The sequence below is a fragment of the Streptomyces sp. NPDC048392 genome (genome assembly GCF_043200575.1).
In the GTDB taxonomy this organism is placed as follows: domain Bacteria; phylum Actinomycetota; class Actinomycetes; order Streptomycetales; family Streptomycetaceae; genus Streptomyces.
On the sequence record NZ_JBICYB010000089.1, the window covers coordinates 1 to 2,872 of the forward strand.

A 2,872-nucleotide genomic window follows, 5' to 3' on the forward strand; every position below is an offset into this window, starting at 1 on the left:
GCGACACGCGAAGGCCCCGCCCGCGATCACACAGGACAAACAGGGCGAAGCGACGACCCGGTCAGGCACTCACGACCTCTGAAGAATCGAGGTTAACGGGAGTTCGACGGGCGCGCTCGGGTATGTCCTCGGCTCGGTCATGGGTCCATGATCGGGACTCGCAATGCTCACGCGGTAGTTGACCAGGGTTGACTACTCTGGAAGCACAGGCAGTCAACCCCCAGAGGTTCGCAATGCGTGACGACTTTCCCGATCTTGCCCGGCGGGCACTCCGGGACGCCGGGTATTCCATGAAAGCCGCAGCGCGGGAAATGCACTATGACCCCGCGTATCTGTCGCGCGTGCTCAACGGCAAACAGAAACCGTCAGAGAACTTGGCCAGCGCGATTGATTCTCTCGTGGGGGCCGGTGGCGCGCTGGCCGAAACCCTGCTTGATGAGGACGCCTCGGCGCGAGTGGCCCGCAGCGCTGCCAATCCCTCTCGCCTGGACGCCGGAACCGTTGACGCTCTCGCTGGCGTTCTCGCGGCCTATCGCCGCCTAGACGACACGGCACCCCCGCACAGCGTCATTCCGGCGACTATGGCGCAAATGCGGGAGGTTACGCGGATGCTCAAGGAAGCGCGCGGCCCGCAAAGGGACAGGCTTTCTGACGTAGCGTCAGAATGGGTCCAGTTCGCAGGATGGCTATTCGCACAAACGCGCGAATACAAAGACGGCGTGCGGCTGCTGAATGACGCCGTGGAACTTGCCGACGAGACGGGGAACGGAACCCTTGCCGCGCAGGCGCTCAATTTCAAGGGCTACATTGCGCGACAGCAGGGACGACCCCAAGGGATTGCCCGCTGGTTCGGTGCAGCGGCGAACACCCCCGGCGCACACCCGGCGCAGCGAATCGGGGATTACCTGCAATCGGCGGCCGGACTAGCGGAGTTGGGCGACGCAGACGCAGCGTTGCGCACGGTGGAGCAGGCGGAAAAGCTCATGGACAAAGCCGCAGCACTCCCGCCACCGGCAACCGCGTATTGGCTCACCCCGAGTTTCAACCGGCTGAACATGGGACTAGCCACGCTCGCACTCGGCAGATACAGCGAGGCGGCCGACCATTTGAGGACCGGTCTCGCTGGCCTGCCCGAGGAACTGCGCGACGCCCCTTGGTCCTGGGAACACAAGGATGCACTACGCCGAGCAGTCGAAGCGGCCTAAGAATCGAAGGTGCCGAAAACCCTTGGTATTGCTGGGAAGTCGGCTACCAAGCACCCCAAGCCGGCGAGGATACCCGCCTTTCTTTCTAAGGCAACGAAAAACGCCCCTGACAGCGGGAAGCCATCAGGGGCGTTACACCTCCCCGTAACGTTACGGGGAGGTCATCGTGTGCCGCAGTTCCGGGGCCGTCCCTCTATGCGTACCCGTCGGGGAAAGCGAGGGGCCGACTCAACAGCGGGCCGGACGATTCGCAGCGAGCGAGGAAAGCGCCATGCGACCTTTCCAGGCGGGGCCGGTGCGTCGGACTCCTGCCAGCCATCCGGCGTCCACACGACGCGAATTGGGTTGGGCATTCGCTACCTCCTTACATCACTCGCTGTAAGTGGCGGGGCCGTTGGGCGACTCCAAAACCCGTACAGGGAGAGAGCCGCCATCACCTTGCGGTTGGGAAAGGGGCGAAAAAGGGGTCACCCCCCAGGGTCTGACGTCACTTAGTGCGACGATTTGCCTCACGTTCTGCCCCCTTTTCAGCCTGCCACTTGCTGAAATCGTTACGCGTCATCGTGGAGACTGTCCGGCACTCCCAGCGCACCCCACGGAGAGGACACCGGGGCCTTTTCTCCTCGGTACCGCACCACAAACAAAAGAGCCTGCGCTCACTGTCCATCGCGCCGCGCCTTCCGCTCTGCGTTGAACTCCCGTTGGAATGTCTTCAACTGCTCCGCGCCACTGCCGGGAGTTGCATTCCAGCGGGCCAGGTACGCATCTCGCTTGGACGCATCCTCGGCCGGTATCTCGACGCCCCGGAAAAGCGGGAGGGTTACGCAATGGCAACCCTTGTGGAACTGGTCGGGTTCCATGTAGTCGGAATACGCGGCCCCACGGGTGGCGATCATTGCGCAGAATCCGCACGGGTCGGCGTCCGTCCGGCGGTACCAACCGATTACCTCGGCGTCGTTCTCTCGTGCCTCGGCTAGCGCGTCACGACCCCCGGACTCGGCCAGTCGGCCAGCGTCTAGGGCTAGGTTCCGTCCGGCGCTTTCCATCGTCTCGTCAAGAGACTTGAGGAATTCCGGGTCATCCAACCGGCCGCGCTTCATTTCCTCGCGGAGCGGTGCCGTGTGGACGTAATAGGAAGTCTTGGACTGTCCAGCCTCGGCCGTCGCGTCTCGGCCGTCCCATAGGTCATCGCTGCCAGCGTCGCCGGTAGCTATCTCTCGGACGCGCTTGTGATACTTCACGCCCTCGGCGTATGAGCGACTGCGCGAGGAATTCACGAGAGCCTGAAACTCCCGTACGACAGCGGATGATCCCTCGGCCGCTCGCTGCGGAGACAGGCCACGCCACCAGGACGCGACCCGCTCCAATAGTGATTCGGAGATATCTACCTGTGCTGTGTAGTAATCCTGCGCAGCCGCGTTGAAATCGGACTGCCGACTCACTAGAACTCCCGAGCGTTGCGCAGGATCTTTTCAATTCCGCCGGAGTGGCTTTCGAACGGTTCGAGACCTCCGTACCCGAGCGTGGAACGGCCCGCAGTCGCATACTTGGCGAGCTTCTTTGCCTGAGCTTCTAGTGTCTCGTGATTCCGTTTGAGTTACCTGTCGTCGATGGGCTCGTTGCTCTGGCATGGATCTCTCCGCTGAACAGATGGATGATTTGCGGGA

Annotated in this window: 2 protein-coding genes; one reads left to right on the forward strand and one right to left on the reverse strand. The window is 62.7% G+C overall.

The genetic code is table 11. The annotated features are described in order from the left end of the window. The first annotated feature begins 233 nt into the window (after nt 1-233). Nucleotides 234-1,205 (forward strand): multiprotein-bridging factor 1 family protein, encoded by a 972-nt coding sequence (locus tag ACGFYH_RS37210; RefSeq protein WP_393807599.1) that lies wholly within the window; start codon nt 234-236, stop codon nt 1,203-1,205. A gap of 656 nt (nt 1,206-1,861) precedes the next feature. Here the strand turns inward: ACGFYH_RS37210 and ACGFYH_RS37215 are convergent. Beyond that, complete coding sequence (locus ACGFYH_RS37215) at nt 1,862-2,446, reverse strand: hypothetical protein (protein ID WP_393807600.1); 585 nt, start codon at nt 2,444-2,446, stop codon at nt 1,862-1,864. Nucleotides 2,447-2,872: the final 426 nt, after the last annotated feature.